Origin of the sequence: Streptomyces sp. HUAS ZL42, from assembly GCF_040782645.1 — a bacterium.
GTDB lineage: Bacteria > Actinomycetota > Actinomycetes > Streptomycetales > Streptomycetaceae > Streptomyces.
The window spans coordinates 8,090,788-8,115,735 of the sequence record NZ_CP160403.1; the positions used below are offsets into that span (position 1 = coordinate 8,090,788).

The 24,948-nt window shown below is 68.7% G+C and carries 17 protein-coding genes; 7 read left to right on the forward strand and 10 right to left on the reverse strand.

The genetic code is table 11. The features are described from left to right. Positions 1-454: 454 nt before the first annotated feature. Positions 455-1,861: an alpha/beta hydrolase gene (locus tag ABZO29_RS36895; protein WP_367324535.1), complete on the forward strand. Its 1,407-nt coding sequence runs from the start codon at positions 455-457 to the stop codon at positions 1,859-1,861. 20 nt (positions 1,862-1,881) lie between these two features. Here ABZO29_RS36895 and ABZO29_RS36900 read toward each other — a convergent pair whose 3' ends face one another. The 5 genes from ABZO29_RS36900 to ABZO29_RS36920 are packed head-to-tail and all read right to left on the reverse strand — an operon-like array spanning position 1,882 to position 7,355. Then, positions 1,882-2,043: a hypothetical protein gene (locus ABZO29_RS36900; protein WP_367324536.1), complete on the reverse strand. Its 162-nt coding sequence runs from the start codon at positions 2,041-2,043 to the stop codon at positions 1,882-1,884. 49 nt (positions 2,044-2,092) lie between these two features. Then, on the reverse strand, positions 2,093-4,108 hold the full coding sequence (locus ABZO29_RS36905; RefSeq protein WP_367324537.1) for a beta-galactosidase: 2,016 nt from the start codon (positions 4,106-4,108) through the stop codon (positions 2,093-2,095). A gap of 51 nt (positions 4,109-4,159) precedes the next feature. Continuing rightward, positions 4,160-5,050, reverse strand: coding sequence for a carbohydrate ABC transporter permease (locus ABZO29_RS36910; protein WP_367324538.1), 891 nt, complete (start codon positions 5,048-5,050; stop codon positions 4,160-4,162). Beyond that, entirely contained in the window at positions 5,047-6,024 is a 978-nt protein-coding gene (locus ABZO29_RS36915; RefSeq protein WP_367324539.1) for a carbohydrate ABC transporter permease, read from the reverse strand. The genes ABZO29_RS36910 and ABZO29_RS36915 overlap by 4 nt, the downstream gene beginning before the upstream one ends. Before the next feature lie 20 nt (positions 6,025-6,044). Then, positions 6,045-7,355, reverse strand: a complete 1,311-nt coding sequence (locus ABZO29_RS36920; RefSeq protein ID WP_367324540.1) for an ABC transporter substrate-binding protein — start codon at positions 7,353-7,355, stop codon at positions 6,045-6,047. A 373-nt stretch (positions 7,356-7,728) separates the two neighbouring features. Here ABZO29_RS36920 and ABZO29_RS36925 point away from each other — a divergent pair, with 373 nt between their 5' ends. From ABZO29_RS36925 to ABZO29_RS36935, 3 genes are all read left to right on the forward strand, one after another. Then, entirely contained in the window at positions 7,729-8,793 is a 1,065-nt protein-coding gene (locus ABZO29_RS36925; protein ID WP_367324541.1) for a LacI family DNA-binding transcriptional regulator, read from the forward strand. Between the two features lie 226 nt (positions 8,794-9,019). Continuing rightward, complete coding sequence (locus ABZO29_RS36930) at positions 9,020-11,077, forward strand: RICIN domain-containing protein (RefSeq protein WP_367324542.1); 2,058 nt, start codon at positions 9,020-9,022, stop codon at positions 11,075-11,077. Between the two features lie 52 nt (positions 11,078-11,129). Beyond that, positions 11,130-11,459, forward strand: coding sequence for a fumarylacetoacetate hydrolase family protein (locus ABZO29_RS36935; protein WP_367324543.1), 330 nt, complete (start codon positions 11,130-11,132; stop codon positions 11,457-11,459). A 202-nt stretch (positions 11,460-11,661) separates the two neighbouring features. Here the strand turns inward: ABZO29_RS36935 and ABZO29_RS36940 are convergent, their stop codons facing one another. From ABZO29_RS36940 to ABZO29_RS36960, 5 genes are all read right to left on the reverse strand, one after another. After that, on the reverse strand, positions 11,662-13,653 hold the full coding sequence (locus ABZO29_RS36940) for a beta-galactosidase (protein ID WP_367324544.1): 1,992 nt from the start codon (positions 13,651-13,653) through the stop codon (positions 11,662-11,664). Further along, positions 13,650-14,114, reverse strand: a complete 465-nt coding sequence (locus tag ABZO29_RS36945; RefSeq protein ID WP_367324545.1) for a hypothetical protein — start codon at positions 14,112-14,114, stop codon at positions 13,650-13,652. The genes ABZO29_RS36940 and ABZO29_RS36945 overlap by 4 nt, the downstream gene beginning before the upstream one ends. Positions 14,115-14,490: 376 nt before the next feature. Then, positions 14,491-15,444, reverse strand: coding sequence for a carbohydrate ABC transporter permease (locus ABZO29_RS36950; RefSeq protein WP_367324546.1), 954 nt, complete (start codon positions 15,442-15,444; stop codon positions 14,491-14,493). Beyond that, positions 15,441-16,442: an ABC transporter permease gene (locus ABZO29_RS36955; RefSeq protein ID WP_367324547.1), complete on the reverse strand. Its 1,002-nt coding sequence runs from the start codon at positions 16,440-16,442 to the stop codon at positions 15,441-15,443. Before ABZO29_RS36955 ends, ABZO29_RS36950 begins: the two co-directional genes overlap by 4 nt. Before the next feature lie 59 nt (positions 16,443-16,501). Next, a complete protein-coding gene (locus tag ABZO29_RS36960; RefSeq protein WP_367324548.1) occupies positions 16,502-18,184 on the reverse strand; it encodes a Tat pathway signal sequence domain protein in 1,683 nt (560 codons plus the stop codon). A gap of 370 nt (positions 18,185-18,554) precedes the next feature. Here ABZO29_RS36960 and ABZO29_RS36965 point away from each other — a divergent pair, with 370 nt between their 5' ends. The 3 genes from ABZO29_RS36965 to ABZO29_RS36975 all read left to right on the forward strand — a co-directional run bounded on the left by ABZO29_RS36965 (position 18,555) and on the right by ABZO29_RS36975 (position 24,824). Then, positions 18,555-21,401 carry a glycoside hydrolase family 3 C-terminal domain-containing protein gene (locus tag ABZO29_RS36965; protein ID WP_367324549.1) on the forward strand — a complete coding sequence of 949 codons (2,847 nt, stop codon included), beginning with the start codon at positions 18,555-18,557 and terminating at the stop codon, positions 21,399-21,401. Between the two features lie 84 nt (positions 21,402-21,485). After that, a complete protein-coding gene (locus tag ABZO29_RS36970; protein WP_367324550.1) occupies positions 21,486-23,000 on the forward strand; it encodes a glycoside hydrolase family 43 protein in 1,515 nt (504 codons plus the stop codon). A 240-nt stretch (positions 23,001-23,240) separates the two neighbouring features. Further along, positions 23,241-24,824: a cellulase family glycosylhydrolase gene (locus ABZO29_RS36975; protein ID WP_367324551.1), complete on the forward strand. Its 1,584-nt coding sequence runs from the start codon at positions 23,241-23,243 to the stop codon at positions 24,822-24,824. Positions 24,825-24,948 lie beyond the last annotated feature (124 nt).

A 24,948-nucleotide genomic window follows, 5' to 3' on the forward strand; every position in this document is an offset into this window, starting at 1 on the left:
CCGTCGGCGCTGGAAACGGTGCACCGACTGCTCGCCGTCCAACGCGGTGACCAACGAAGGACCATGTCATTGGCCCTGACGTCTTAAGCTCCTTGAGGCCTTCGATTAGACCGCTGAGGTTGGTCGACCGAGGACCGGCGACCCGGGATCCGGGTATATGGGGATGGTGCTGCGGCCACCGCTGATCGCGGACACCTCACGCTTCCGCGCTGCCACCGGGACTCCGAAGCGTCCTGGCGGTCCTACGCTTAGGGCCGCGCTGATCCCGGCTGACCGGGACGGTTCCGGTGCAGCCTCTCCACGCTCGCTGTGCCGCAGGGCTCCGACCGCAGGCAACGTTGTGCACTTTCTTGACGGCTGCCAGGATTAAGCCCTACATTCCTCGGCACCTTCGCTCAGTGCACTGAGTATCTGCCTGTGTCCCGCTCCGTAGCCGCTCTCAGGGAGCCGTTCCATGTCTGCAAGCACCCGTCCTCGCGTCGGCCGCACCCGCCTGCGTATCGCCCTGGCCGCGCTGGCGTCCGCCGCCCTTGTCTCCGTTCCCATGCCGGCCGCCGTTGCGGACACGCCGGCCGGCGGTCATCTCACCGGCACCCTCTCCGACGGCGCCACCTGGGTGGCGGACGTCCCCGAGCACTGGAACGGCACCCTGCTGCTGTTCAGCCACGGCTTCGGCCCCACCGTCGCCCGGGACGCCCCCACCGACGCCGTACGCACCGAACTGCTTGCCCAGGGCTATGCGATGGCCGGGTCGTCGTACGACCCCCATGGCTCGATGTGGGCGCTGAACAGTGCCGAACGCGACCAGTTCGCCACGCTCGACGCCGTCACCGCGAAGATCGGCACCCCGCAGCGCACGCTGGCCATCGGCAATTCGATGGGCGGGCTGGTCAACGCGCAGCTCGCCCGGGACGGCGGCGGGCGCATCGACGGCGCGCTCGGCCAGTGCGGCCTGGTCGCGGGCGGTACCGACCTGGACAACTATCAGCTCGACGCCGAACACACCATCGCCCAGCTGCTCCTGCCGGAGCAGGACGTCAAGCTGGTCCGCTTCGGCTCCGCCGACGATGCGGCCGCCACCGCCACCCTGCTCACCAAGGCGGTCACCGCCGCGCAGGCCACACCGCAGGGCCGGGCCCGGATCGCGCTGGCCGCCGCCTTCCTCAACCTGCCCGCCTGGTCGCCTGGAAAGGACCGACCCGCCGCGACCGACTGGGCGGGTCAGGAGGCACAGCAGTACGACTGGTTCGCGCAGGGCATCCTGTCCTTCGTCGAGGGCGGCCGGTACGCCATGGAGCAGTCCGTCGGCGGCAACAACTCCTGGAACCTGGGCGTGGACTACACCCGTCTGCTGGCCGACTCCCCACACGCACCCCAGGTCCGCGCCCTCTACCAGGCAGCCGGCCTCGACCTGCGTGCCGACCTGCGCGCGCTGACCGAGGGCGCCACGGTCACCGCCGATCCCGCCGCCGTCCGCACCGCGCAGCGGACGTCCTCCGCGGGCCAGGGACTTGACGTGCCGTTGCTCGACATCCACACGAACGGCGACAACCTGGTTCCAGTGGAGCAGGAGAACCGCTTCGCCTCCCGTGTGCGCGCCTCCGGCGACGGCGCGCTGCTGCGGCAGGCGTTCGTCGAGCGACAGGGCCACTGCACGTTCACCACCGCCGAGACCGTGGCCGCCCTGCACGCGCTCGAACACCGCGTCAGCACCGGCCGTTGGGACGACGTCGCGACTCCGGTCGCGCTCCAGCGGTCGGCCACGGCGCTCGGTCTGGACGGCGCGGCGTATGTCCCGTACCACCCGGCCCAATTGTCGGTCGGCCGCGACGACCGCCCGGCGCGCCCCACCCGCCACTGACATTGGGACCGCTCAGTGGCTCACGGCATCCCGGACGTCGATCCGCTTGCCGTGGTCTTGTTGACAGCGGTGTAGCGGGCGAGGACGATCACGTTCTCGCCCGCGACGACGTGAGTGTCGTCGTCGTGGACGGTCCAGTCCCTCGGGGTGGGGTGGGTCCCGGCAAGGACGGTGCCGGCCATCTCCGTCCACTCCACGTCCGGAGCGAGGGTCTGCCGCCGGCTGCAGTGATCAGCGGGGTTCGCGGACTACGGCGACTCCTCCCGGTGGGACGGTGACGGTGCCGTCGACCGGTGTGCCGGTGAGGAGTTCGACGCCTTCGGCGGGCGCTTCGGCCCCCTTTCCGGTGTGGTCGATGAGGAACAGGTAGTCGGCCACCGTGCCGTGGCGCCTGACGACTTCGATCCCGGCGGGTGCCTCGTGCTCCGGTGTGACGTCGGCGTCCTGGCGCATGCGGTGGAGCAGGGCGGTGAGAGTGTCCTGGTCGGGGTGGGTGCCCAGGTACCAGGTGGTGCCGTTGCCGTGCCGGTGGCGGGTGACGGCAGGGTGGCCCGCCAACGGGCCGTCGGCGTAGGCGGCGACGGCTTGCGCGCCGGTGAGCCGTATCCGTTCCGACCACAGGTCGGCGGTGGCGGCCGCAGGCACGTCGCCGGTCAGGCCGGTCGTCTCTCCCGGCAGCAAGGGGAAGAGCTCGTCGGTGACCACGCCGAGGACATCGCGGAACGCGCCGGGGTAACCGCCCAGGTACACATGACAGTTCTGGTCGACCATGCCGCTGTGGAAGCCGACGGCCAGAGTGCCCCCTCGTTCGGCGTACCGGGCGAGGTTCGTCGCGGCTGCCTCCGTCACCAGGTACAGCGACGGCGCCAGCACGAGTTGATAGAGGTCGAGCTCAGGGTCGTCGGGGCGTACGAAGTCGACGGAGACTCCCGCCCGCCACAGGGGGGTGTACCAGTCCCGTACCAGGTCCTGGTAGCGCAGTTCGCCACTGGGCTGGGAGGGCAGTTCCAGTGCCCACCGGGCGTTCCAGTCCCATACGATCGCCACTTGCGCCGCGACGGTGGAGTCCCGCACCTCGGCCAACGCCCGCAGATCCGCGCCCAGTTGGACGACGTCCCGCCAGATCTGGCTGTCCGTGCCGGCGTGCGGCAGCATCGCCGAGTGCCACTGCTCGGCGCCCGCCTTGGCTGCCCGCCACTGGAAGAACGCGATGCCGTCGGCGCCATGGGCGACGTGTGCCAGGGCGTTGCGCCGCATTTCTCCAGGCTGCTTGGCCCGGTTGACCGGCTGCCAGTTGACGGCACCCGTCGAGTGCTCCATGAGGAACCACGGGCCGCCCGCGAGCGACCGCATCAGGTCGCCGTTGAGCGCGATGTCGATCTCGGCTTCCGGGTCGTCGGACATCAGGTAGTGGTCGTTGGAGAGGATGTCCAGCTGCGGTGCCCAGCGCCAGTAGTCGAGAGCGTCGATGGTGCGCAGGACCAGGAAGTTGGTGGTCGCGGGGATGTCCGGCGCGGCCCGGCGCAGCACCTCGCGTTCGGCCGTGCACAGGGAGAGCAGTTCGTCGGAGCAGAATCGGCGCCAGTCGAGTTGGTGGGTGGGGTTCGCAGGAGCCGCGGTGGCGCGGGGCGGCAGGATCTGGTCCCAGTCGTAGTACCACTGGCTCCAGAAGGTGGTGCCCCAGGCGTGGTTGAGGGCGTCCAGATTGTTGTCGTAGCGGGCGCGCAGCCAGGTGCGGAAGGCGGCGGCGCTGGTGTCGCAGTAGCAGGCGTCGTTGTGGCAGCCGTACTCGTTGTGGACGTGCCACATGGCGACGGCGGGATGGGCGGCGTAGCGCTCGGCGAGGGCTTCGGCGATCCGCAGCGCCGCTCGGCGGTAGGCGGGGCTGGACGGGCAGAACGTCTGGCGGCTGCCGTACGACAGCCGGTGCCCCTCCCGGTCGACCGGCAGCGCCTCCGGATATGCCTTGAAGAACCAGGCGGGCGGGGCCGCGGTGGGGGTGGCCAGGTCGGCGGCAATGCCGTTCTCGTGGAGCAGGTCGAGGATCCGGTCCATGCGGGAGAAGTCGTAGACGCCCTCGGAAGGCTCCAGCAGCGCCCAGGAGAAGATGCCGACGCTGACCATGGTCACGCCCGCTTCACGCATCAGGCGCATGTCCTCTGCCCAGACGTCCTCGGGCCACTGCTCGGGGTTGTAGTCACCGCCGTAGGCGATGCCGGGAACGCGAAGACGGCGTGCGGTACTCACAGGTGGGTGCTCCGGGAGATGCGTAGGGGAGGAGTGGCAAGAGCGGGTGTTTCAGCCCTTGTTGGCGCCGAGGGTGAGGCCGCTGACGAACTGCCGCTGCAGCACGAAGTACACGATCAGGGTGGGGATCGCGGTGAGCAGGGCGCCCGCGGCGATCAGGTTGGGGTCGGTGAAGTACTGGCCGGAGAGGTTGTTCAGGGCCGAGGTGATCGGCATGTTCTCGCCGGTGGAGATCAGCACGATGGCCCAGAAGAAGTCGTTGTAGATCCAGATGGAGAGCAGGGTCGCGAGGGCGGCCATCGCGGGTTTGCACAGGGGCAGCACGATCTGCCAGTACATCCGCCACACCGAGGCGCCGTCGACGAGGGCGGCCTCGGTCAGCTCGTGCGGCAGCATCCGCATGTAGTTGCTGAGCACGAAGGCGCAGAAGCCCGACTGGAACGCCACATGGATCAACACGAGCCCGAGCGCGGAGTCGTACAGCTTGCCGCTCACCGTGATGCCGGGCAGGTCGATGAGCAGGTACATCCGGTACAGCGGGGTGATGATGACCTGCTGCGGCAGCAGGTTGCCGGCCGTGAAGACCAGCAGCAGGAAGATGTTGAGCCGGAAGTCGAAGCGGCTGACGTAGAACGCGACCATCGACGACAGCAGCAGCGTGATCAGCACGGCCGGGACCGCGATGATCAGCGTGTTGCCGAAGTAGTGCAGCATGTCCGACTGCTCGAACGCGTTCTTGAAGTTGTCGAGGCTCAGCTTGTCCGGCCAGGACACGTATCCCTTGGTGCTGGTCTCCGAGTAAGGGCGCAGGGCCGCGAACACCGCCCACAGCAGCGGGGCGAGCCAGGCCAGCGCGGTGACCACCAGGAAGGTGTGCAGCAGGATCCGGGCGGGGCGGACGGGAGTGCGCTGCTTGCCGAGCGCCGCGGCGTTGGTGCTCATGCGCGCCGCTCCTTCCGGAAGGTCGCGATCAGGTACGGGATGATGACCGCGAGGGAGATGACCAGCAGGACGACGGCGATCGCGGAGCCGTAACCGATCCGGCTGGACTCACCGATGATGTTGTTGGTGATCAGGATCGACAGCAGCTCGGTGCCCTGGGCGCCCTTGTTGAAGACGAAGACCAGGTCGAAGGCGCGCAGCGCCTCGATGATGGTGACCACCAGGACGACCGTGTTGGTCGGGCGCAGAGTCGGGAAGATGACGTTCTTGAACGTCTGCCACTCGTTGGCGCCGTCCAGCGAGGAGGCCTCGCGCAGGGACGGGTCGACGCCCTTCAGGCCGGCCAGGTACAGGATCATCATGTAGCCGGTGTGCCGCCAGGACGCGGCGATCAGAACCGCCCACAGGTTGAGGTGCGGGTCGCCGATCCAGTCGATGTAGTGGCCCGGCTTGTTGGCGCCGATCAGGCTGTTGATCAGGCCGGTGTCGGGGTTGTAGACGAGCTGCCAGACGAAGCCGGTCACCGCCAGCGAGACGACGACCGGCAGGAAGAACGCGGTCTGGTAGACGCGGCTGAAGCGGATCTTCTTGTCCAGCTGGACGGCCAGGAACAGCCCGAGCGGGGTCGGGACGGCGATGAGCACCACGAACCAGATGATGTTGTGCTCGACCGCGGGCCAGAACTGCGGGTTGTCGGTGAAGAGCTGCTTGAAGTTGTCCAGGCCGACCCACTTGATGGAGCTGAAGCCGATGCCGTCCCAGGAGGTGAAGGCCAGGGCGATGGAGGCGAGGGCGGTGACCCAGACAAGGGCCACATGCAGGACCGTGGGCACGCCGGCCATGAAGCCGAGCGTGATGCGGTCACGGCGGGTCAGCAGGCGCTTGTGGCCCTGCGGAACACGCTTCTTGGTGGATGCGGTGCCCGGAGGCGGCATGGCGGCCGCCTCCCGGGTCTTCGTGGCGTCGATGCTCATGATGCTGGGAGAACCCCCGACTACGAGGACGCGAAGATCGTCTTCTTCTGGCGCTCGATCGAGGACAGCAGACCGTCGACTCCCTTGGGGTCGCGGACGAACTTCTGCAGCGCGGGCTGCATCACCGTGGAGGTGAAGTCCGGCCGGCTGTCGCGGTCCATGAACTGTGTGAGGCTCTTGGCACCGCTGATCATCTCGAAAGCCTTCTTCTGCAGCGTCGAGTAGGTGGAGGTGTCGGCCTTGCTGGAGGCGGCCACCACGCTCGGGTCGGCCTTGAGGTAGATCGCCTCGGCCTCCGGAGTGCCCAGGAACTCCAGCAGTTTCACCACGCCGTCGTGGTTCTTCGGGCTCTTGCTGACCATGAAGCCGTCGGTGGGGGCCTCGACGGTGTCCTGGCCGTACGCGGAGTTGATCTCCGGGAAGGCGAAGAAGTCGAGGTCGTCCAGGTCGGCCTTGTTGGTGAACTGCTGCGCGACGAAGGAGCCGAGGAGGTACATGCCGGCCTTCTTGGACACCAGGGTCTGCGCGGCGTCCTGCCAGGTGCGGCCGAGGGAACCGTCCTGGTGGTAGGGGAGGATCTCGGCCCAGTGGTCGAAGGTGGCCTTGACCTTCGCGTCGGTCCAGGAGACCTTGCCCGCCATCAGCTCGACGTGGAAGTCGTAGCCGTTGGTACGGAAGTTGATCTGGTCGAAGGTGCCCATCGCGGGCCAGGCGTCCTTGTCGCCGAACGCGATCGGGACCAGGCCGTCCTTCTTCATCTGCTTGCACAGGGCGACGAGTTGGTCCCAGGTGGTGGGGACGGTGTAGCCGTGCTGCTGGAAGACGCTCTTGCGGTAGAAGATCGCCCAGGGGTACGTCGTGATCGGCACGAAGTAGTACTTGCCGTCCGCGCCCTTGCTCAGCTTCTTCATCGCGTCGGGGAAGTTGTCCCCGATTTTTGCCCACACGTCGTCGATGGCGGTGGTCAGGCCCTTGGCCGCGAAGAACTGCATGCGGTAGCCGGCGAACCAGTTGAACACGTCGTCCGGGGTGCCCTGCAGATAGGAGTTGATCTGCTCCTGGAAGGTGTTGTGGTCCTTGGTGTTCACGTCGACCGTGATCCCGGACTGCTTCTTGAACGCCGCGTAGATCTCGGCGAACGCCTTCTTGGGGACGGCGTCGGACGCGTTGGAGCCGAGGGTGACGGTTTTCGGGTCGGACGCAGTACCGCTGCCGCCGCACGCGGACAGCAACGGTATGCCGGCACCGAGCAGAGCGGCCCCACCGAGTCCGCGCAGCACGGCGCGGCGGCTGGTACCAGGCAGGGGCTGACCAGGGGATGAAAGGCGCATTTCGGCTCCTGAGAGGCTGTCATAGCCCGGGCGTGGCGCGTTGGCTCAAAGGGGCATGACGGGAAGCGGTCGACGATACGACCAGAAACAAACGCGATCGGACAGATCCGATCGGTCGACGCGTCGAAGAGTGAACTTTCCAGGGACCCGCTGTCAAGGCTCTGCAGAGAACGTGGCGAGCGGACCGCTCCTTTCGCAGCTGTGTGCCCTGTCGGTGGAAGAAATGCTGCGCGAGCCCTTGACGCGTGACCGTCCGGCTGTCTAGATATGACCGCGCGGTCAGTGACCGCGCGGTCATATAGCTGACCTCGCCTGATGCAGGCACCAGACGGCGAGGTAGCAGGCGACAGGCATACGGCCAACAGGAGCTCTCATGACATCAGCGGCAGGGCGCAGCGTGGGTTCTCCCGCACCGCGCAGCGCGGACGTGGCCCGCGTGGCCGGCGTTTCGCGCAAGACGGTGTCGCGGGTCCTCAACAATGAGCCGTATGTCTCAGACGAGGTCCGGCAACGCGTCCTCGAAGCCGCCGACGAACTCGGATACCGGCTGAACCACGCGGCCAGGGCGCTGGCCTCGGGGCGGAATCGCTCCATCGGCGTCGTCGCCCTGGGGACGGCCGGGTACGGAACCGCGATGCTCCTCGTGGGCATCGAGAAGGCTGTGCGCGACGCCGGGTACGCACTGCGTGTGGTCAATACGCCGGACGGGGACCCCGAAGGCATTGCCGGCGCGGTGATGTCCCTCCTGGAACAGGGAGTTGACGGGATCGTCGTCTCCGAGCCCGTCGTGGAAGGAGAGGTCTCCGTCCGCATCGACGTGCCGGTCTTGTTCCTGGGCGCGCCGCCGTCCTTCCCCTCCGCCCGGACCCTGACTGTGGGCGTCGGCGCCCATGCGCTGGCACGGGCGGCCACCGATCATCTGCTGGACCTGGGGCACACGACCGTTCACCACCTGGCCGGCCCCGGTCGCTGGTACGCGTCCACGGACCGTATCGACGGCTGGCGGGCGGCGTTGGCCGCACGGGGGGCACAGGAACCGCCGGTGATCCGGGGTGACTGGTCACCCGAATCCGGTTACGCGGCAGGCCGCACGCTGGCTGCGGACAGCTCGGTGACGGCGGTGTTCGTGGCGGGTGACGAGATGGCCATCGGCCTGATCCACGCCTTGCGCGAGGCCGGCCGGCGTGTGCCGGAGGACGTCAGCGTCGTCGGCTTCGACGGCAACCCCGTCTTCGCCTACGTCACTCCTCCCCTGACCACCGTGCGTCAGCCCTTCGACGCTGCGGCAGGAGAGGGCATCAAACTGCTCGTGCATGCCATCGAAAAGCCGGAGACCGAGCTGCCTGCGGCGAGCGAGCCACCGGTCGAACTCGTCGTCCGCGGCTCGACCGCACCCCCGCCGTCCCACCAGGGTCAGACGGTACTTCGCGCCACCTGATCACCTGTCCCGGCCCTAGCAGGCGTAGGCCGCACGCCCGAGCACCAACCTCCGCCGCCCGACGGCCGTCTCCGTGGCGCCTGTCGGATGCCCTCGTCATCGCGGCGTCAGCCGGCACGGTCATGCCGGTTGACGCCGCCCACCGACTCCGCCGTTCCCGTCCGGACCGATCCGGGATGCGGCGGGCACCAAAGCACATCCCCTTCCCTTCCTCTGAGAGCCGCACATGTTCCCTGCCCGAACAGGCGCCAGACCCGGCGCCGCTCCGCGTTCCCGTCCCCTCTCCCTCCTGTCGACGGTCTTCGCCCTGCTGGCCGTGGTGGCGACGCTGGTTCTGCCGGCCGCCGGGCGGGCGGATGCCCTGGCCCGTCCGTCGCAGACGATGTACACCCCGCCCTCGAACGCGCCCTCGCCCGGTTCGTTCTATCCGCGGGCGCTGCGTCTGGAGCACAACGGCTCGGCCAACGGCACGATTCTGTCGACGTTCGAGCAGTACACCTCCGGCACCCCGGTCTTCCCGATCTACCGCAGCACCGACAACGGCAACTCCTGGACGAAGATCTCCGACGTCACCGACACGCAGAACGGCTGGGGCATGCGCTGGGAGCCCCAGTTGTTCGAACTGCCCACCGCGATGGGCGACTTCCCCGCCGGGACCATCCTGGCCGCCGGTGACTCCGTGCCCAGTGACCGGTCGGCGTCCAAGATCGACCTCTACGCCAGCACCGACCGCGGGCAGACCTGGAGCTTCGTCACCAACATCGCCACCGGCGGCCCAGCGTTCTCCACCAACGGCTACACGCCGGTGTGGGAGCCGTTCTTCCTCATGAACGGCAACCGGCTCATCGTCTACTACTCCGACCAGCGCGACACCGCCCACGGCCAGAAGATCGTGCACCAGGTCTCCACGGACGTGCGCACCTGGGGCCCGGTCGTGGACGACGTGGCGATGCCGAACTACGCGGACCGCCCCGGCATGCCGGTGGTCACCCAACTGCCCAACGGCAACTACGTCATGACGCACGAGTACTGCGGCGCACCCGAGGGCGGCTGCTCCGTGTACTACCACATCTCCGCCGACCCCGAGGCGTTCGCCTCCGCCCCCGGCCAGGTGCTGCGGGCGACCGACGGCATCATCCCCAGCGGCGCGCCGTACATCACCTGGCTGCCCGCAGGTGGCCCGAACGGCACCCTCGTCGTCAGCGGCGACACCCAGGACGACCTCTTCGTCAACACCCAGAACGGCGCTGCCGGCGCCTGGACCCATATCCGCTCCAATGTCGCCGGCGGCTACAGCCGCGGCATGCTCCCGCTGCCCGACGGCCATAGCCTGCTGGTGCTCAGCGGCGGGCGCGCACGAAGCACCGGCGTCAACCCGGTGACCTACAGCACCATCGATCTGGGCGGCGGTGTCTCGGACGGCGCGACCTACACCGTGGCGAACGCCAACAGCAATCTGCAGCTCGCCATCGCGGGCGGCTCCACCGCCAACGGCACCTACGCGACCCAGCAGAACGCCGACAACGCCACCGACCAGCAGTGGCGCTTCGTGCAGCAGTCCTCCGGCTACTTCAAGATCTTCAACGTCGCCACGGGCAAGGTCCTGGGCGTGGAGAACCAGTCCACCACCGACGGCGCCAAGATCCTTCAGTGGGACGACAACGGCACCCTCGACCACGAATGGGCCGTCGCCCCGAGCCCCGCGGGCGGCTACACGATCACCAACCGCGTCACCGGCAAGTACCTGGAGATCCCGAACGCCTCCACCGCCACCGGAACCACCGCCGGCCAGTGGAGCGGCACCGGCTGCGCCTGCCAGCGCTGGAACCTCACCCAGACCGCGCTGCCCCCGCTGGGCACCGGGCAGTACGTCCTCGTCAACAAGAACAGCGGCAAGTACCTCGACATCCCCAAGGACTCCACCTCCGCCGGTACGGCCGCCGACCAGTGGCAGAACTCGGCCTGCTTCTGCCAGCTGTTCACCTTCCAGTCCGCGGGCGGCGGAGCCTGGACCGTCAAGGGCGTCAGCAGCAACCTCAACCTCGACATCGGCAGCGGATCCACCGCCGCCGGAGCCGCCGTCGTGCAGAACACGCCCTCCACCGCCGGCTCACAGAAGTGGACCCTCACCGACGCGGGCAATGGCTACTACAAGCTCAAGAACGTCAACAGCGGCCTCGCCGTCGGTGTCGCCCAGTCCTCCACCGCCAATGGCGCATCCGTCATCCAGTGGAACGACCTGAACGTCGACGACCAGCTCTGGAAGATCGTCCGCATCAACTGAGCGGCTGCGCTCTCCGCATCCGGCAAGGAAAGAGAACGCACCGAAGGCCTGCTTGATCCGCACATCCCTCGACACGTTCACCCCCATGGGACCCACCTGGTCACCCCTGACGAGGTGGGTCCGCGGAAGCGCTCGAACTGCGCTGATCGGTGGAGGGTGCGCTGCGGCAGCGCGCCCGGGTGCGAACCTCATCCGGTACGTCCCCGGGCTGCTGTCGTACGCCTCCAGCGCGCTGCGGTTGCTGCCGGGTGACGTGGTCTCCACCGGCACGCTCGCCGGAGCCGGTGAGGTTCGCGACGGTCAGCGCATCGTCGTGGACATCGGTCCGGTCGACCGGCTCGCTGAGCCGCCGCGCCGGCGACGACTGCGCAGGCGCAGATGAGCAGCAAGCCGGCCAGGGGATACCACCGCCCGCGGCGCGAACGCGCCTCGGCAATGGCCTACCACGTCGGAGTCGGCGACCACACCTTCCTCATCGGAAAGAGACCAGTGCCGTGCCCTGTGTCCAGCACCGCTGGACACAGGGCACGGCAAGTCGGACTGGGCTGGGCGCCGGTCGTCATGTTCAGGCGACTTCCGATTGCCTAAGCACGCAGACGCACCACGGCTGTCGCACCCGGGTGCAGGTTCAGTCCGGTCTCCGGCACCGGACGGTCGGTCAGCAGTTCGTGCCCGCTCACCGTGACCCGCCACGGCCGTCCGCTGCCGTGGTGCAGCAGGAACAGCCACTCTCGGCCGTCCTCGGCACGGCGGACGACAGCCTCGGCCCCCTCTGGGAGATCGGGGAGGACGGGCCGCACCCCAGCCTCCCCGAGCAGGCGGCCCACCAGCGCGGTATAGGCCCGGTCGTCCAGGCGCGTGGACAGGTACCAGCCGGTGCCTGTACCGAAGCCGTGCCGGGTGAGCGCCGGCAGGCCGTCCGGGTACTCTGCCACGGCCTTTACGGCTCCCGAGGCGCCGAGGTACTCACTCCACACGGAACCTGACGACCCATCGGAGAGGGTGATCTCGGCACCGGCGGCCAGCGGCCGGTGCTCCTCCACCCGAACACCCAGGGCCTCGCGCAGCGGCGCGGCAGGGTAGCCGCCGAGGCGGGCCCGGTGACACTGGTCGACGACGTCACTGAAGTACTGGACGAGCAGTACGCCGCCCTGCCGCACGTACTCCCGCAGATTCTCCGCCGCCGCGTCCGACATCAAGTACAGCGCCGGGGCGACGACCAGCCGGTACTGCGTCAGGTCGGCCTCCGGGTGGGCGAAGTCGACGGTAACGCCGGCGTCCCACAGGGCGCGATGGGCGCGGCGCAGAGTGCCGCGATAGTCCAGTTCGGAGGAGGGCAACCCCTGGCTGTCCAGGCCCCACCAGGCGTCCGCGTCGTGGAGGACGGCTGCTTCGGCGGTGATCCGGGAACCTGCCAGCTCGCCGAGTCGGGCGACGGCCTCGCCGACCTGTACGGCCTCGCGGAAGATCCTGGACTCCGGTCCGGTGTGCGGGACGAGTGCGGAGTGCCAGATCTCGGCTCCGGCCCGGGGCTGCCGCCACTGGAAGAAGAGCACGCCGTCGGAGCCGTGTGCGAGGTGCTGGAGCGAGTGCCGCAGCATCTCCCCGGGCTCTTTGGGCAGGGTGCGGTCCCCGGCATAGATGGTGCTGGGGCCCTGCTCGATCAGCAGCCAGGGCTTGCCGCCGCCGAAGGAGCGGGCCCGGTCGCCGCCGAAGGCGATGTCGGCGGCGGCGTCCAAACCCGGGGCGTCCGGGTAATGGTCGATGCCGACGAAGTCGACCTCGCGGCCGAAGGCCCACAGATCGAGGTTCTGGTAGCCGGGCAGCATCAGGTTGGTGGTGACCGGCCGGTCGCTGTGGGCGCGGATGGCGTCGCGCTGTTCGCGGTAGGCGGCCAAGGCCTCGTCGGACCAGTAGCGGCGGAAGTCGATGACCTGCGCCGGGTTTCGGTGCCACTGGGTGGCCCGGGGCGGCAGGATCTCCTGCCAGCTGCCGTAGTGCTGGCTCCAGAAAGCCGTCCCCCAGGCTGAGTTGACGGCGTCGAGACTGCCGTACCGGTGCTGCAGCCAGCGCCGGAACCCTTCTGCCACGTGGTCGCAGACGCATACTGTGGCGTACTCGTTGTGGACGTGCCAGAGCGAGGTGGCCGGGTGGTTCCCGTAGCGCTCGGCCAGGGCGGTGGCGATCCGCCGCGAGGCCTGGCGGTAGGCGGGGGCGGCCAGGCAGTAGGTGTCGCGGCTGCCGTGGACGAGCCGAGCGCCCTCGGGGGCGACCGGCATGGCGTCGGGGTGGGCCAAGGTGAACCAAGGCGGCGGGGACGCGGTCGGGGTGGCCAGGTCGACGGCGACGCCGTTGGCGTGCAGCCGATCCAACTGGGCGTCCAGCCAGCCGAATTCGTACCGGCCTTCCTCGGGCTCGAGCAGCGCCCAGGAAAAGACGCCGACGGTGGCGAGGTTGACCCGCGCCTGACGCATCAGCAGGTCGTCCTCCTTCCACACACCCGCGTCCCACTGCTCGGGGTTGTAGTCCCCGCCGAAGGCGAGGCCGCCGAGGCGGCGGGTCAGCTGCCCGGTCACGACTCGCCTGCCCGGACGAGGAGTTCGGCGCCGTCGCGGAGGAACGGGGGGATGCTCTCCAGCGGGGCCTCGACACGGATGGTGCTGCAGCCCTGGGGCACCTCACCCGTCCCGGCCTCGGTCCAGCTCGCACCCAGCAGCAGATAGACCTCGCGCTCGCGGGCTCCTGCATCGGTGACAGGGGCGACGAGCAGGTCCGGGCCGAGCAGGAAGGAGTCCTCGACGGTCCAGACGTGCTCTTCCTCGGGTAACTCCAGCAGCGGCCGTACCGGCGGGAGGCAACTGGCGGCGACGGCGCGCGTCTGCTCCGGCAACAGCGCCCCCGGCAGGTCCTTCAACAGCGCCCCGCCGGGCGTCGCCCGGACCCGCACGGCGTCCGTCCCGCTCGCCGCGCCACACAGGGTTTCGCCCTCGGCCCGCCACTCGAGAGCGTGACCGAGGTCGTGGAAGAAGTTGAACATGAATGGACGACTCCATTTGCTAGTAGTTCAATGTGCGCTTCCGGGGCCCGGGGGTGGCCCCGCACGCCGGCCTTCGGCCGGGATACCCCTGCACCTATGCGCGTCTCTGTGAGCCTCCGCGGCTCAAGAGGCCGGCACGGAACCGGGCCTGTGCTTTCGCGGGGCGTGAGAACCTGCGTCAGCCGGGTGGCATCGTCCGTGGGGCCTGCTCCGCGCGCTCCCGGGTGGGTCCGGGGACGGAGTGCTTGCCGTTGAAGACGTAGCTCACCGTGCTCGGAAAGACGCCTGCGCGTTGGTCACCTGAGTCAGTGTCACCATGCCGGTGGTCATCTCTCTGCTTTCCGCGTGGATCACCGCGACATCGGGCCGTCGCGGGTCAGCCCTTGATGGCCCCGGTGAGTACGCCGGTCTTGAAGTGCTTCTGCATGAAGGGATACACAAGCAGGATCGGGATCAGCGTCAGCACCACCACGGCCATCTGCAGCGACTGGGGCGCTGTCTGCGCGTGGATACCGCCGAAGCCGTTGTTGACCGATCCGGGCATGGTCAAGCCGTAATTGACGTACTCCAAGAGCACGTACTGCAGTGGCCACTTGGCGCTGTCGGTCGGCATGTAGAGCATCACGTTGAAGAACGCGTTCCAGTAGCCGACGGCGTAGAAGAGGGCCACGACCGCGGTGACCGCGCGGGAGGTGGGCAGCACCACGGACCAGAGGATGCGCCATTCGCTGCACCCGTCCATCCGTGCCGCGTCGATGAGGTCTGCGGCGGTGCCGGAGTAGAAGGAGCGCAGCACCAGGATGTTGAAGACGGAGACGGCGCTGGGCAGGATCAGCGCCCAGTACTGGCCGTAGCCGCCGAGGCCGGTGACGACGAGGTAGGTGGGGATCAGCCCGCCGCTGACGAACATGGTGACGATCAGCACCATCAGGATGCTGCGGTGGCCGAGCGAGCGGGACCGGGAGAGTCCGTAGGCGCACATCACCGAGACCACCATGGACAGCACCGTGCCGATGACCGTGATGCAGAGGCTGACCAGGACGGCGCGGGTGACGGGGCCGTCGGTGAGCATCTGCTGGTAGGCGCCGAGGGTGAGACCGTCGGGCCAGAGCACCAGTCCGCCGGCGCGGTTGATGGCGCCGGGGGTGGAGAAGCTCGTGAGCACGACGATGTAGAGCGGCACCAGTACGGCGGCGAGGACCAGGAGGAGGACGCCGCCCTTGAGTGTCTGCCCGGCGACGGTCGGCTTCTCCTCCCAGACGGCACGACCGCGGTGGCGGTCGGGCCGGAGGGCGGGGGCGGTCTGCGGGGGAGTCAGCGTCTGGCTCATTTGCGATACAACCCGTCCTCACCGAAGGAGTGCGCGACCCTGTTGGCGCCCCAGATCAGGAGCAGCGAGATCACGCTCTTGAACAGTCCGGCGGCGGCGCCGTAGCTGTAGTTGTTGGTGGCGATGCCGTAGTAGAAGGAGAAGGTGTCCAGCACGTCGGCGGTGTCGTGGCCGACGGCGTTGCGCTGGATCAGGAACTGCTCGAAGCCGACGGACAGGGCGTTCCCCAGGCGCAGCACGAGCATCAGCACGATGACCCCGCGCATCCCGGAGAGGGTGATGTGCCACATCCGGCGCCAGCGGCCCGCGCCGTCGACGGCGGCCGCCTCGTAGAGGTTCTGGTCGATGGCGGCGAGCGCGGCGAGGAAGACGACGACGCCCCAGCCGGCCTCCTTCCACACGGCCTGGGAGGTGATCAGCAGCGCGAAGGTGTCCGGGTTGGTCATGATGTTCCAGGGGCCCAGGTCGTGCTGGGCGAGGAAGTGGTTGAGCACTCCGGCGCCGCCGAGCATCTCCTGGAAGAGGGTGATGGCCAGCACCCAGGAGAAGAAGTGGGGCAGGTAGACCACGGACTGGATGAAGTTCCGCAGCCGTTCGCTGAGCACCGTGTTGAGCAGCAGCGCCAGCCCGATCGGCACGGGGAAGAAGAGGATCAGCTGCACGAAGCTGAGCCAGAGGGTGTTGCGCAGTGCCTCCCAGAACAGCGGGTCGTGGAAGAGCTGCCGGAACTGGTCGAGTCCGGCCCAGTCGCTGTGCACCACCCCGACCAGCGGGTCGTAGTACTCGAAGGCCGTGATGAGGCCGAAGAGCGGCGCGTAGTTGAACACCAGCAGCAGCGCGACCGCCGGCAGGGTCATGATGATCAGCGACTTGTCCCGGCGCAGCCGCAACCGCAGACTCATGCGGTTCGCCGGGGGAGGGGATGCCCCACCTCCCTCGACCCCTGCCGACGTCGACGTCGATTCCTTCTTGTTCTTGGTGGTGATCGTGGCGGCCACCGCTCCTCCTCGCTGTGCGACGGCCGCTGTGACGCGGCCGGTCCGCACGCCGTCGTCCGCTACTGGCCGCTGCCGCTCTTCTCCAGTACGGCGGTCTGGTACCACTCGGTCAGCCGGTCGCCGCCGCTGGCCTTCCAGGAGGCGATGGCGGCCTGGACGTCCGAGACCTTCTTGATGCCGTGGTAGCAGTCCTTGATCGCGTCCTCGACGGCCTGCGCGGTGTCGGCGGTGGCGTAGCGCTTGGGAACGGTGATGTTCATGTTCCAGAACACCGGTTTGTAGACGTACTTCACGGTCCGGGCCGACCAGGCGGTGTAGTCCTTCGTCACCTGGTTGGCGCCCGGGTTGCTGACGACCTGCGGCGCGGAGGCCAGGAAGTTGAACGTCTGCTGCTGCGCGGTCTTCTTGCCCTCGTCGGTGTAGGAGGGGATGCCGTTCACCATGGTGTAGTGGACACCCTCGACGCCGTAGACGACCTGCGTGTACTCGGCTGAACCGAAGGGCGCCGCAAGGTAGTTGGCGACGGACAGCAGCTCCTCGATCTGTTCGCCCCTGAGCTTGGCGTTGAGGTAGCTCATGATGCTGGTGGAGGGGCCGAGGAAGGTCTGAGGCTTGGATTTGCCGTCGGCGGAGATGATGTCGAAAGCTCCACGGCGGTAGTTCTTGTTCGCGGCGACGCCCGACTGGTGGTCCGCCAGGTTCCACGCGCCGGTGCCGCCGCCTTCGATCAAGGACTTCCCGGCATAGAACCGGGAGAGTCCGTTGTTCGTGTCGCCCGCCAGCGCGTCCGGGTGCACGTAACCGGCCTTGGCGAGCCGGTAGTGCCAGTTCAGGGCCTCCAGGAACTCGGGCATGTCGTACTTGTGTACGAGCTTGCCCTTCTTGACGGTGAACTTGTAGGGAAGTCCCCACGCTTGGTACAGGTAGGTCCACACGTCGTCGAAGGCCCACACGCCACGCTTGGCGTCGGTGAACTCCTTGCCCAGGTTCCACAGGTCGTCGGCGGACTTGATCTGGTCGGCGGTGACGCCCTTCGCCCCCAGTACGTCCGCACGGAAGTAGACGGGCCCGGCCACGGCCATGCCGCCGGCGAAGGAGGGGATGCCGTAGATCTTGTCTTCCCAGGCGGCGGCCTGCCAGGCGCCGGTGGGAATCGCGGCCAGGTTCGGGTACTTCTTGATCTTGTCGCCGGACAGGTACGGGGTGAGGTCCGCCAGCTGAGTACCCACCAGCTCACTGACATTGAAGGTGGCGTTCCACCAGGCGGGCAGCTGGACCCAGTCCGGCAGCTTTTTGGACGCGGTCATCGTCGGGACGATGGTCGCGTAGTCGTTGCCGTTGGCCGGCTTCATGGTCAGGTCGATGCCAAGGGCCTTGCTCATGGCCTGGTAGTAGGAGTTGTTCGGCGCAGGCATCGTCCCCCAGATCGGTGTCACCGCGGTATAGCTGCCGCCCTTGCCGGGGGTTCCCTGAACCGTTGTCACGGGGTGGGCCGGGTAGGCCAGGAAGCCCGGGCTGGTGAACGCTCCGTCGGCTCCGGTGATCGATGGAATGTCCGCCTTCACCGAGGTGCTGGCCTGGTAGTCGGGAAGCGCGCCGGCGAGCCCCGACTTGGAGTTGGTTCCCCCCTTGGAGCTGGAGGAGCCGCTTCCGCACGCGGACAGCAAGGGGGACATGGCGGCGGCCCCGGCGACGGCGACGGCGCCGTTCACGAAGGCTCTGCGGTTCATTGCGATGCTCATGGTGGGCGGTCCTTCGCCTTTGAGGTTCTGTGACGAACGTCGTGCGGGAGGGCTGCGCAGTAGCCGCCTGGCTTCGGCGCAGGAGGCGTGAGCGGCTTCGATGGCGTCGAATGGCAGCGCGGATCGTGTCCGCCTGTCGAAGCGCTTCGATATGGCCGAGAGGTTAAGCGCGGTTTGCGGCACCAGGCAAGGGCCTGTGCGAGAAACAGAAGCGTTGTTTTTTCGTGCGAAGTTTCTTAGAAACTTTCTCTTGACACCTCGATGCCCCCATGTCAGCGTCGAAGCGCTTCAACACGGCCCCGAGGCGCTGCAACCCGGCCGTACGGCGCCGTCCTCCCCCTGCCCCGCACTCTGCAAGGGACTTTCACCTGTGAGTACCGCCGTATCCGCCACGCTGCCCTTCCGCGACCCGGGGCGCCCGCTGGCCGAACGCGTCGAAGACCTGCTGTCCCGGCTCACGCCGACGGAACGCATCGCGATGCTGCACCAGTACTCGCCCGCGGTTCCCCGCCTCGGCGTCGCCGAGTTCCGCACCGGCACCGAAACCCTGCACGGCGTCGCCTGGCTCGGCGAGGCCACCACTTTCCCCCAGGCCGTCGGCCTGGGCGCGACCTGGGACGAGGACCTGGTCCGCGAGGTCGCCGAGGCGATCTCCGTCGAGCAGCGCGCCTTCCACCACCACCGCCCCCCGGCCGTCGGCACCGGCAGCAACAGCCTCCAGGGCTGGGCCCCCGTGGTGAACCTGCTGCGCGACCCGCGCTGGGGCCGCAACGAGGAGGGCTACTCCGAGGACGCCCTGGTCTCCGCCCGGCTCGGCACCGCCTTCTGCCGAGGCATGTCCGGCGACGACCCGGACCACCTGCGCACCGCGCCCGTCCTCAAGCACTTCCTCGCCTACAACAACGAGGACGACCGCTGCACCACCTCCTCCGGCCTGCGGCCGCGGGTCCTGCACGAGTACGACCTCGCCGCCTTCCGGCTCGCCATCGCCACCGGCGCGGCCACCGGCGTGATGGCGGCCTACAACCTGGTCAACGGCCGTCCCTGCCACGTCAGTCCGCTCCTGGAACAGCAGCTGCGGGACTGGGCGAAGCCCACCGGCCACGAACTCTTCGTGGTCAGCGACGCCGACGCCCCCTCGAACCTGGTGGACCCGGAGCACTACTTCGACGACCACGCCGAGTCGCACGCCGCCGCGCTGAAGGCCGGCATCGACAGCTTCACCGACCACTTCGAGGACAGCGCCACCACCTTCGGCCGGATCAGCGCCGCCCTGGAGCGCGGCCTGCTGTCGATGGCGGACGTGGACCGGGCCGTGCGCCGCCAGCTGTCGATACGCTTCCGGCTCGGCGAGTTCGATCCCGCGCGGGACCCGTATGCGGGCATCGGCTGGGATGTCGTCAACTCCCCGGCACACCAGACACTCGCGCTGCGCGCGGCCACCGAGTCGGTCGTGCTGCTCAAGAACACCGGCACACTGCCGCTCGCCATGGACCGCCGCGTGGCCGTGGTCGGGCCGCTCGCCCGCACCCTGTTCCAGGACTGGTACAGCGGCACTCACCCTTACCGGGTCACCGTCGCCGACGGCCTGGGCGTCGAGGGTGTCGAAGGCGTCGACCGGATCGTGCTCCGCACCGCCGACGGCCGCACCGTCACCGCCGTCGGGCCGGAGGGCCGGCTGGCCATGACGGACGCCCAGGACACCGACCCTGCCGCCCAGTGGGACCTCTTCGACTGGGACCTGGATGTGCTCACCCTGCGCTCCGCGGCCACCGGCCGTGACGCCTCGCTGCGCGACGACGACCAGCGGGTCGCCGCCGACCGGGACCAGCCCGGTGAGTGGGAGGTCCACGAAACTTTCCGCCTCGAACCCGCCGAGGACGGAACGGAGCTCCTCTTCAACATCTGCAGCAGCCGTTACGCGCAGGCCGATCCGGACACCGGCGTCCTCACCATGACCGCCGAAACCCCCGAGCAGGCCGCCCGGTTCACCCGGACCGTGGTGCGCGACGGCGTCGCCGAGGCCGTCGCGGCCGCGCGGACCGCCGAGACGGTCGTCGTGGTGGCCGGCAACGACCCGCACATCAACGGCAAGGAGACCACGGACCGGGCCGGCCTGCGACTGCCGCCCCAGCAGGACCGGCTCCTGCGCGAGATTGCCGCGGTCCACGACGACACCGTGCTGGTCGTCATGTCCAGTTACCCCTACGCGCTGGACTGGGCCGACCAGCACGTGCCCGCGGTGCTGTGGATCTCGCACGCCGGCCAGGAGACCGGCCGGGCCCTGGCCCGCGTACTGCGCGGCGAGGCCGACCCGGCAGGCCGCCTCCCGCAGACCTGGTACCGGGGCGACGACGAACTGCCGGGCCGCCTGGACTACGACATCATCAAGGCCGGCTGGACATACCAGTACCACCGCGCCGCCCCGCTCTACGCCTTCGGCCACGGCCTCTCCTACACCCGCTTCGACTACACCCAACTCGCCCTGGACCAGCAAGGGTTGGGTCAGGACGGCGAGATCCGCGTCCGGGTCTCGCTGCGCAACGCCGGGCCGCGCGCGGGCACGGAGACCGTGCAGCTCTACGCCCGCGCCCTGGACGCCCGCTATCAGGCTCCGCGGCTGAAACTCGTCGGTTTCCGCAAGGCACGCCTGGAGGCGGGCCAGACGGCGGAGCTGGAATTCCGGCTGCCGGTCGCCGAGGCGCTGTCCCACTGGGACGTGACCACCGGCGCCTTCACCGTGGACCCCGGCCGTTACGAACTGGTGCTCGCCCGCTCGGCGGCGGCTCCGGCACTGACCGCGGAGCTGACCGTCACCGGCCCCGCCCCGCAGCCGCGCCGCGCGGTCGAAGGCCCGCTGCGCGCGGTCGACTTCGACGACTACGAGAACCTCGCCCTCGTCGACGCCACCCGTGAGGACGGCGACGCGGTGGCCCCGTCCGGCAAGGCCGCGATGCTGCTCTTCCGGCAGGTGGACCTGAGCGGCGCAGGCAATCTCGCGGTCGAGGTGTCCCGGACCGGGGAGGGGGCCGCCGCCGTGCTCGAACTCCGCGCGGGAAATCACAGGTTGGCGACCGTGCAGGTGCCCGCCACCGGTGACCGCTATGCCTGGACCACCGTCACCGCCCCGCTGGCCGAGCAGCTGGAGGGCGTACACGACCTGCGGGTCGTCCTCACCGGCGAACAGCGGCTGCGCACGCTGACCTTCACCCCCTGAACCGCCGTGACGATCCGCCGAGCCACGCACCGAGAACTGCCCGTAATTCCGCCCGGATCCATCCTGCCGAAGGGACCTGACCAGGTGTCCGACGAGTACGCGACGGCACGCGCCGCCAATCCGGTGATCCCGGGATTCCACCCGGACCCCAGCGTCTGCCGTGTCGGCGAGGACTACTACCTCGCCTGTTCAAGCTTCGAGTACTTCCCCGGCATCCCCCTCTTCCACAGTCGGGACCTGGTGCACTGGACGCAGATAGGCAATGCCCTGGACCGCCCCAGTCAGCTCCGCCTGCCCCGGGACACCCCCTCCTCCGGCGGTCTCTACGCGCCCACCCTGCGCCATCACGACGGGCGGTTCTGGCTGATCGTCACCAACGTCGCCCCCGGGGAGGGCAACCTGGTGGTCAGCGCGACCGACCCCGCCGGCCCCTGGACCGACCCGGTCCGTCTCCCCGGAGTCCCCGGGATCGACCCCGACCTGGCCTGGGACGAGGAAGGAAACTGCTGGTGCACCATCTCCGGGGTCGCCCAGGTGCGTATCGACCCGAGCACGGGCGAGACCTTCGGTGAGCCGCAGCCGGTGTGGTCCGGCACCCCGGGTGCCGCCGCCCCCGAGGCCCCGCACCTGTACCGGATCGGCGACTACTGGTACCTGATGATCGCCGAGGGCGGCACCGAGCGCGGCCACGGTGTCTCCATCGCTCGCGGCACCTCACCCAACGGCCCCTTCGAGCCCTGCCCGTCCAACCCGATCCTGACCCACCGCAGTACCAACCGCCCCATCCAGAACACCGGCCACGCCGATCTCGTCCAGGCGACGGACGGCTCCTGGTGGATGGTGCTGCTGGGCGTCCGCCCACAGGGCGGCACCCCCGGCTGGCACATCCTGGGCCGGGAGACCTTCCTGGCTCCCGTGGACTGGGTCGACGGCTGGCCCGTCGTCGGTGAGGTCAACCCCGAACTCCCCACGATGCCCTGGCCTTTGGTACCGGCTGTGGCGCCGGCCGAGCGCGACGACTTCGACTCGAACGAGCTGCAGCCGTCCTGGATCTCGCTCCTCGACCGTCCGGCCGAGCACTGCACCACCAAGGAGCGCTCCAGCCGGCTGACCCTGCGCGCCCGCGGGGCGTCCCTGGACGAACCCGACGTCATCTTCCTCGGGCGGCGCCAACAGCACCTCACCTTTCAGGCGCGGACCCTGGCGGACTGCTCCGAGGGCACCGGCGGCCTGGCCGTCCGCCTGGACGACCGGCACCACTACGCCATCGAGGCCACGCCCGAGGGCACAGTCCGGGTGATCGCCCGCATCGGGTCGCTGCGCTCCGTGGCGGCGCAACTTCCGCTGCCCGCAGGTCCCGTCGTGCTCACCGTGCGCACCGAAGAGGCCCCTGAGCCGCACGACTCGCGCACGGGCCCCGATTGCCTGGTCTTCGGCGTCGAGACACCCGACGGGACGACGACGGACGTGGCCTCGCTGGACGGCCGCTACCTGTCGACCGAGGTCGCCGGAGGGTTCACCGGCCGGGTCGTCGGCCTCTACGCCACCGACGGCGCCGTGCACTTCGACTGGTTCGACTACACCCCCGGTCACCGCTGACGAGGAGCCTCGGTCCTCCTACCTCCGACAACCACTCAACCGCCCAAAGGGGATGGCACCGTGCACTGGAAACAACGCACCACTAGGCACAGGCAGGAGAACAACAGCCCAGGCCCCAGACCCTTCAGCCGTTCCGTCGGCGTGCTTCTCGCGCTCACAGCGGCAACCCAACTCGCCTGGGGCGGCACCGCCTTGGCCGCCTCACGAGTGCCCCAAGGCTCTGCCGCGCCCTCCGACCGCATGGCCGTCGTCAAGGCCATGCAGCCCAGCTGGAATCTCGGCAACACCCTGGACGCCATCCCGGACGAGACGTCCTGGGGCAACCCGCCGATCACCAAGGCCCTGCTCGACACGGTCAAGGCTCAGGGTTTCCGCAGCGTCCGCATCCCCGTCACCTGGAGCGGTCACCAGTCATCGACGGCGCCGTACACCATCGACCCCACCTTCATGAACCGTGTCAAGCAGGTCGTCGACTGGGCCATCGCCGACGGCCTCTACGTGGACCTCAACGTCCACCACGACTCGTGGGAGTGGATCGCCGACATGCCCTCCGACCACGACGGAGTGCTGGCGCGGTTCGACGCCACCTGGACCCAGATCGCCAACGCCTTCCGGGACGAGCCGCGCCTCCTGCTGTTCGAGAGCGTCAACGAGCCGCAGTTCAACAACGCCACCGACGCCCAGAAGACGCAGCTGCTGGACGAACTCAACACCTCGTTCCACCACATCGTCCGCGCCTCCGGCGGCGGCAACACCAACAGGCTGCTGCTTCTGCCCACGGTGTACGCCACGCCCAGCAAGTCGCTGATGGAAGACCTCGCCACCGAGATGGCCTCGCTCAAGGACGACAACCTCGTCGCGACCGTGCACTACTACGGCTTCTGGCCCTTCAGCGTCAACATCGCCGGTTACACCCGCTTCGACGCCACCTCGCAGCAGGACATGACGCAGGCCTTCACGTTGATGCACGACATCTTCGTCGCCAAGGGCATCCCGGTGTACCTGGGGGAGTTCGGTCTCCTCAACTACCCGGACTTCCATCACCCGGCCATGATCGAGCGCGGGGAGGGGTTCAAGTACTTCGAGCAACTCGGTTACGAGGCCCGGGTCAACGAGGTCACCACCGCGCTGTGGGATGCCTTCAATTATCTCAACAGGGACACGTTCCAGTGGCGTGATCCCGAGCTGATCAACCGGATCAGGTCCGCCTGGACCACGCGTTCCGGGACCGCCTCCAGCGACACCGTGTACTTGCCCAAGTCGGGCACCATCGGCGCGCAGACGCTCACCCTGAACCTGAACGGAACCTCCTTCCGTGGTGTGTGGCAGGGGGACCGGCAGCTCACCCCGGGCCGCGACTACACCGTCTCCGGCGACCAGGTCACCCTCACCGCCGCCGCTCTCACCCGCCTCGCGGGGGATCGCGCCTACGGGTTGGACTCGACCATCCAATTCCGCTTCTCCTGCGGCCTGCCCTGGCCTGTCCACATCCGCACGTACGACACCCCCGCGCTCTCGAACGCGTCCGGCACGAGCAGCGGCCTGGTCATCCCCACGGCCTTCCGGGGTGACCAACTGGCCACCATGGAAGCGAAGTACGCAGACGGGTCCAATGCCGGCACCGCCACCTGGACCTCCTACCAGCAGTTCAACACGACGTTCTCCCCGGACTACCCCGGCGGGGCGATCGACCTCACCGCCGCCTTCCTGGGCAGCCTCACCGACGGCGCGCCGGTCACCCTCACCTTCCACTTCTGGAGCGGCACCACCGTGACGTACCAGGTCAGCCGCTCCGGCACCACGGTGACGGGGTCGAGCACCTGACCCGAGGAACCACCTGGCCCGGGAACGGTGGCGACGCCCCGTGACCGGGCCGACGGCCACATGCCACGAAACATAAAGCGCCTTGATTCAAGAATGAGAAACACTTGGGGACGTCGCTCGTCAG